The 6,418-nt window shown below is 40.9% G+C and carries 6 protein-coding genes; 4 read left to right on the top strand and 2 right to left on the bottom strand.

Annotation, left to right across the window (positions count from 1 at the left end; genetic code table 11):
• Positions 1 to 150: 150 nt before the first annotated feature.
• Positions 151 to 1,668, bottom strand: coding sequence for an OmpA family protein (locus AAC026_RS16360; protein WP_339700276.1), 1,518 nt, complete (start codon positions 1,666 to 1,668; stop codon positions 151 to 153).
• Between the two features lie 296 nt (positions 1,669 to 1,964).
• Between AAC026_RS16360 and AAC026_RS16355 the strand changes: the two genes are divergently transcribed.
• Positions 1,965 to 2,522, top strand: a complete 558-nt coding sequence (locus AAC026_RS16355) for a hypothetical protein (protein WP_339700273.1) — start codon at positions 1,965 to 1,967, stop codon at positions 2,520 to 2,522.
• Complete coding sequence (locus AAC026_RS16350; protein ID WP_339700270.1) at positions 2,519 to 2,995, top strand: hypothetical protein; 477 nt, start codon at positions 2,519 to 2,521, stop codon at positions 2,993 to 2,995. The genes AAC026_RS16355 and AAC026_RS16350 overlap by 4 nt, the downstream gene beginning before the upstream one ends.
• Before the next feature lie 55 nt (positions 2,996 to 3,050).
• On the opposite strand, the gene AAC026_RS16345 is transcribed toward AAC026_RS16350, so the two are convergent.
• The gene (locus AAC026_RS16345) at positions 3,051 to 4,136 is read right to left on the bottom strand and encodes an aromatic ring-hydroxylating dioxygenase subunit alpha (protein ID WP_339700267.1); all 1,086 of its coding nucleotides are present in this window, start codon (positions 4,134 to 4,136) and stop codon (positions 3,051 to 3,053) included.
• Between the two features lie 72 nt (positions 4,137 to 4,208).
• On the opposite strand from AAC026_RS16345, the gene AAC026_RS16340 reads away from it, so the two are divergent.
• Both AAC026_RS16340 and AAC026_RS16335 read left to right on the top strand, forming a co-directional pair.
• The gene (locus AAC026_RS16340; protein ID WP_339700264.1) at positions 4,209 to 5,513 is read left to right on the top strand and encodes an amino acid permease; all 1,305 of its coding nucleotides are present in this window, start codon (positions 4,209 to 4,211) and stop codon (positions 5,511 to 5,513) included.
• Between the two features lies 1 nt (position 5,514).
• Positions 5,515 to 6,390, top strand: coding sequence for an arginine deiminase family protein (locus tag AAC026_RS16335; RefSeq protein ID WP_339700261.1), 876 nt, complete (start codon positions 5,515 to 5,517; stop codon positions 6,388 to 6,390).
• Positions 6,391 to 6,418 lie beyond the last annotated feature (28 nt).

The following is a 6,418-nucleotide window of genomic DNA, read 5'->3' as shown; positions in this document are numbered from 1 at the left end:
TATAATTTTGTTCTAAACAGAAATTAACATTGACTTTTAACACAGTTCATTGCGAGGCGCAAACCATGTGATAACAATGGTCTGTAACGAAGCAGTCTAAGTAGCACTTCTGGGCAGAGCTGATAGGTGAAACTGATTCAGCTAATAAGCTTACTTAATAATAACAAACTCTACCCTGCGGTTTTTTTCGCGGCCAGAGTCTATTGAGTTCTGGCCTACTGGTTTTTCGCCACCATAACCTACAGTTTCTATGCGTTTTCCAGAGATTCCTTTTTCTACAAGGTAATCTTTAACCGCATTTACACGATCTAATGAAAGCTCTTTGAGCAATTTAGGATTCCCCCGGTTATCGGTATGGCCTTCTAAACGAATTTCTAAATCTGGGTTGTTCTTCATCAACTCAATCAAAACGGCTAGTTGAGTAGCGGTAGTTTTCGCATCGGCAAAAGAAGAAGTTCCTTCATTGAAAAGCACATTCGGGATCTGGATTTTTGTACCTACTTCCCTTGGTGTAAGTCTAAAACCTTCAACACCTTTGGCTTCAACAACACCTTGCGATGGCGTAGCAGAAGCCATAAAAGTCTCTTTGTATTTCAGAAAACCCTCGGCCTCTATCTCAACATTCACTTCAATGCCTTCTTCAATGGTTACTAAAAATTTCTTGTCTGGGGAATCTAAATCGGCAGTATTCACTTCAACTTCCTTTTCTCCAAAATTGAGCTTTACCATACCGTTTATTGGTTGATCATTACGAATATCCAGTACCTGCATGGTCATTACTACAACGGGCTTTACGGGCTCTTTTGGTATGGTTGGTTGAGAAATAGGCGTTTCCGTCTCCGATACAATTTCTTGCAACACCTTTTCCGTTTTGTTCAGCGGAAAGCCAAAGATGTCTCCAAAGCCTTCGCTGTTTTGGGTAGAAGAAAAATAGGCCAGTTCACCTAATTTCGGAATTGCATACCCCAACTCTACTCCCGCTGTATTCACTTCTGACCCTAAGTTAACAGGCTCTGTCCAGTCTCTCCACGTATTATCTTTGCGTTGACTAACAAAAATATCGCGTCCCCCTTGACCACCAAAGCCATTTGAAGAGAAGTACAAAGTCTTTAAATCTGGTGCTAAATAGGGCGCCCATTCTTCACCTAGGGTATTCACATCTACTCCTAAATTCTCTGGAGGAGTCCAACTGCCATTGCTTTCTTTAAAAGTGACGTATAGGTCTTCATTCCCGAAAGTATCATAGCTTTTATAAGACAAGATCATAACCTTTTCATCTGGCGAAATTGAACCGCTGATATACTCTGAAAAATTTTCAAAGTAGCGAATATCTACTGGTTGTGGCACCGACCAATGGTCTCTTACCCATTCCGCCATAGCAATTCCTTTGTGTAAATTCCCAGCTGAGTCTTTATAGTTCAATAGATAGATTCGTTCTCCATCTGCTGAAAAACCGACAATCCCATTCAGTCCTGTATGATTAATAGTTGGCCCACCATGTTTGGCTACAGACCAACCTGTTTCGGTTTTATCTGAATACCAAATATCACCACGGTCAATTACGCCTCCTTCATTGCGAGGGTGGCCAGAGCGCACAAAATACATACGCTTGCCATCGGGAGTAAGCACAGGGTTTTGTTCATCAAAACTGGAGCTTATACTGTCCATTTTAATATGGCTTTGGGATTGCCCCAACAGCATTACCTGATTGCAAAAAAGAACAAGAAGAATGGTATATAAAGTCGTTTTCAAAGCTAGTATTGCGTTTCCTTTTCTTTCAACGTATGAAATAGAAAATATTTCGCTTCGAAGATAAGGGTTAAGCTTTAAACTACCCTGAGATAGCTGGTGAATAACATTTTTTAACAAGGGCTTAGAAATTAGTATTTAGCAACTGGTATTTAGAACCAGATTCCTTTTTGTTATTCGGGAAGTTTTCAGCACTTTCAAATCAAAATTTTAGCATGAGCCATATTGACTCTTTCAAACACGAACTGGTTGGGTATTTAGGGATAATCTCTGTTTATCATCCTTTAGAAGATATTGACGGAGATTTTGTCTGTACTACCAATCAGTTGGTTATTGGTGGCGGAAGTGGTGAGCATCCTGCTTTGGTGATTGAGAGTTTGGTGCATGCAGTTGCTTTATTCTTGAAAGAGGAAATTCCAAATATCAAGAAATTAAGGCATTGGGAAAGCATAATCGCACCCTATTTGAATAAGACCTCTAGTGAACTGCTGACTTATTACGAATGGACAGAAGATACACATAAAGAGTTTGCTGAGATGTCTAAATCGGATACTTTGCCTTGCCAACGTATGCGTCATGAAATTAACGATTGGGTTGTTTTTGGCATTGGGGAATTTGTTTTCTTTTCTCTCCCCCATTTGGCCAATGAAATCATGAGTCAGCTTGACAATCCTTATGAAGAGTTTCGCCATATGCGCTATAATAATATTATGGTGGTTCCTCCCAATTTTCCTGTTTATAGTAATGGCGGCAATATGTTCTTTAAAAAATGAAACCAGAATTTACCTATATAGAGCAGTTCATCAATCGAATTGATGTAGAATGCCCCAGTTGCAAAGCCAAAGCAGTTGTGACTTCAAACCCAGAAAACCGAGCAGAAACCAGATTTACATGCATAAGCTGTGGTTCTACAAAATATTGGGTGGGTAAAGCGAACGTATTTCAAACAGGAAGCAGTCAATTTTTCTCTGGAGGAATTCTTATGGGCAGCCCAATTGATTGTTACTTCAAGTATCCCTTATGGTATACAACAGAAGTTAAAGGGGAAGTACTTTTTGGCTACAACCTAGAACACCTCGACTACTTACTCAATTTCATTTCGAACAAAGTGAGAGAGCGTCAGCCCAATGAGCATGGCTGGAGCAACCGAAGTTTGGAAAATAGATTGCCCAAATGGATGCTTTCTGCTAAAAACCGAGAGGTGATTGAGAAAAAACTGAAAGAACTAATTGAAAAGGGTGTTTAGGGTTTAGGGTTTAGGGTTTAGGGTTCGAAACGCAGAACTGAAATTTATAGGAGACTTAACCCTCCAAGAATTTACACAATAGGCTGTGAAAGTGGTGGACTCCTTTTTCCATTTTAGGTGAATACCTTCCTGACTTATAAAATCGAGAGTTAATCCCCTTCTGAACACCTTCTACCACAAACTCATCTTCGCGTTCTACCTTATCCAATAAAGCACCAGCACCACTGTCCATTTTGCTTTCGTCATACACATAAGTAATAAAGCTTACGCGAGTTCGGTTTACAGAAATTGGTTTGACAACATTGATGGAAAGCCCCCAAGGATAGAAATTGAACATCATATTCGGGAATACCCAGAAATAATAGGCGGCCACATTCTTACCGTAATCCATATGGCTTTCCGGTAGATCAAAGGTATCTTCGGCTGAATCGGCATAACCAATTTGAAGGTTCATGTGCTCATACAATACCGTTTCGTAAGAACCGTAATCCAAAACAGCATTCAAATCGCTATGCACAAAAGGAATATGGAAACCTTCCAGGTAATTATCGCAATACAAAGACCAATGAGCATTCACTAAGTAGTCTTGCGAACGCTGCGAATCATGCCTAAACTCATGCAAGGGCATAAAGCCAATGCGTTCTAGCATTCCTTCCAACATAGGTTCAAAATCGAAACTGGGATCGAGTCCCATAAACAGTAAAGGCCCTAACTGCTTCAGTGGAAATTGATGCAGACTGTCAGAGGCGCAAGGAAAGTTCTCAGCTTCTTTAAACTCAGGCATGTGTTCAAAAGCCCCATCCAAGCCAAACCTTCGACCATGGTATTTACAGACTAACTTTCGCTCCGAACCGGGGTGATGACAAACAATATTTCCCCGATGCGTACAAACATTGGTCAGACAATGAATCTCTTCATCCTCGGTTCTGGTTAATAAAACGGGCTCTGTTAGGTAGCCCTCTAATAGTGTGAATGGATAAACTTGCTTCGGTAACTTCACCAAAGACTCGTCTCCAATCCATTGCCAAGATTTTAAAAAAACCTTCTCCTTTAATTCCTCAAATACTTGAATGTCACGATAAAAACTAGAAGGAAGCGTATGTGCTTTTTCAATTTCTGGATGAATGGAGTAGTTAGGCATGCTCAGCTTTTATCAATATATTTCAAATGGAATACATGCTAAAATAGGTATTCTAATTCGATTTTTTCAGCTATGAGCAACAGCAAAAACTCCAGTAAAAAATTAGGCGTTTGGACTACCACCGCACTCGTTGTTGGCAGCATGATTGGTTCGGGCATATTCTCATTACCTGTTGCATTGGCTCAATTTGGAGGCATCAGCCTTTTCGGCTGGGTCTTCGCTGCCTTGGGTGCTTTTATTTTGGCTAAAATTCTAGGTCAGTTAAGTAAGGTAATACCAGATACTGGCGGCCCATATGCCTATAGCCGAGCGGGCTTTGGAGACTTCATTGGTTTCTTTGTAGGCTGGGGCTATTGGTTATCACTTTGGGCAACAAACGCTGCCATTGCCATCTCCTTTGTAAGCTATTTGAGCGTATTTATTCCAATCTTAAAAGACAATTCACTTCTCTCCTTAATTACCGCTTTAATCACCATTTGGCTACTGACAGCGCTAAACAGTTATAGTGTTAAAGGAGGCGGTAAAACCCAGTTGATAACTACGCTGCTGAAAATTGTTCCCTTATTAGCGATTACTGTCGGAGGCTTTTTCTTTATTGACTGGAGCAATTTCAGCCCTTTTAATGTGAGCGAAGTTTCATCTATTCAGGCCATTACCATTAGTACGGCCATATGCCTCTTCGCTTTTTTAGGTATTGAAGCCGCCACAATACCAGCAGGAAATATTAAGTCACCTGAAAAAACGATTCCGAAAGCCACCATGTATGGAACAATAGCGGTTTCCATTCTTTATATGGCCAGTTCTTTTGCTTTGTTTAGCGTGTTACCTCCAGCTGAAATGGCCAATACCGTTTCTCCTTTTTCAGATGCCGCCTCTAAAATGTGGGGCGCGAATGCGGAATACATTGTAGCCGCAGGTGCTTGTATTTCAACTTTTGGAGCCTTAAATGGCTGGATTCTAATTTCCGGGCAAATGCCCCTGGCAATGGCCAATGATGGAATTCTACCCAAGCCCTTCGCCAAAATCAATAAAAATGAGTCGCCTTACTTTAGCATCATTGTATCAAGCGTAATTGTCACCATTTTATTATTGCTCAATCAAACCAAAGGCTTGGCCGATGTTTATACTTATATGATATTGTTAAGCACTGTCGCCACACTGGTATCTTATATCTTTAGCGTATCGGCATTTGGCTTATTTTCCATTGAGCGGAAATACGGTTTCAAGCCAAAACTCACCAATTTCATCCTTAGCCTAATAGGCTTCGGCTTTTCCATTTGGATGATGTTTGGCTCTGGTCATGAGGCTGTTTCAGTTGGTTTTATTGGTCTTTTATTGGGAATTCCAGTCTATATTTGGAGTAAACGAAAAATCTAAAATGCATACCTCTCATTCGGAATACGGAACAATTAAATCCCTTTGGATCAAGCCTGTAAAACATGGTTTTGTAGATCAGCAAATGATTGACAGCCAATGGATAGATTTGAACTTTCTGGAATGCCCCAGCTACCCAAAAGCACTTCAGGAATACGATAGTTTCAAAGCGAATTTCTATTTCCTTGGTCCGAACTTAAAGACTTTCGGTTCGAATGATTATGTGAAAATAGATTCCATATACTGTAGAGATGCTTCGATCGCTACTGACTACGGAATGATTCTCTGCAATATGGGTAAAGCCGGCAGAGTCAATGAACCCATGTCGCACAGAGAAGCTTATGAGGCGGCTGGCATAAAGATTTTCGGGCAAATTGAAGGACCTGGTACCTTGGAAGGCGGTGATGTGGCTTGGCTCGATGAAAAAACTTTGGCGGTTGGAAATACTTACCGCACCAACCCAGAAGGAATCAGGCAACTCAAAGCGCTTTTGGAACCCAAAGGAATTGAGGTGCTTATCGTAGATTTACCACATTACAAAGGCCCCTCCGATGTATTCCATCTTATGTCTATTCTTAGCCCTGTGGATAAAGATTTGGCTGTGATTTACTCTCCGTTAATGCCTATTTCCTTTAGAAATGAATTAATCAGAAGAGGTTTTGAGTTTATAGAAGTGCCCGAAGACGAGTTTGATTCTATGGGTTGTAATGTATTGGCCATTTCGCCCAGAAACTGCTTAATGGTGGACGGAAATCCTTCCACCGAAGAACAGTTGAAAGCAGCGGGTTGCAGGGTAACGACCTATCAAGGCGATGAAATAAGCTATAAGGGCGGTGGTGGTCCTACTTGCCTTACAAGGCCAATGATGAGGGAAATATAAGCACTTTCATTTCACCCAATCCAAATTC

Origin of the sequence: uncultured Roseivirga sp., assembly GCF_963973945.1 — a bacterium.
Taxonomy (GTDB): domain Bacteria; phylum Bacteroidota; class Bacteroidia; order Cytophagales; family Cyclobacteriaceae; genus Roseivirga.
Note: the sequence above shows the minus strand (reverse complement) of the source record. Positions and strands in the feature narration are given on the sequence as shown.

Bases quoted from the DNA above. Each gene is read 5' to 3' on its own strand.
- AAC026_RS16340 (WP_339700264.1), top strand. From the start codon at position 4,209: ATGAGCAACAGCAAAAACTCCAGTAAAAAATTAGGCGTTTGGACTACC.
- AAC026_RS16350 (WP_339700270.1), top strand. From the start codon at position 2,519: ATGAAACCAGAATTTACCTATATAGAGCAGTTCATCAATCGAATTGAT.
- AAC026_RS16335 (WP_339700261.1), top strand. From the start codon at position 5,515: ATGCATACCTCTCATTCGGAATACGGAACAATTAAATCCCTTTGGATC.
- AAC026_RS16355 (WP_339700273.1), top strand. From the start codon at position 1,965: ATGAGCCATATTGACTCTTTCAAACACGAACTGGTTGGGTATTTAGGG.
- AAC026_RS16360 (WP_339700276.1), bottom strand. From the start codon at position 1,668: ATGGACAGTATAAGCTCCAGTTTTGATGAACAAAACCCTGTGCTTACT.
- AAC026_RS16345 (WP_339700267.1), bottom strand. From the start codon at position 4,136: ATGCCTAACTACTCCATTCATCCAGAAATTGAAAAAGCACATACGCTT.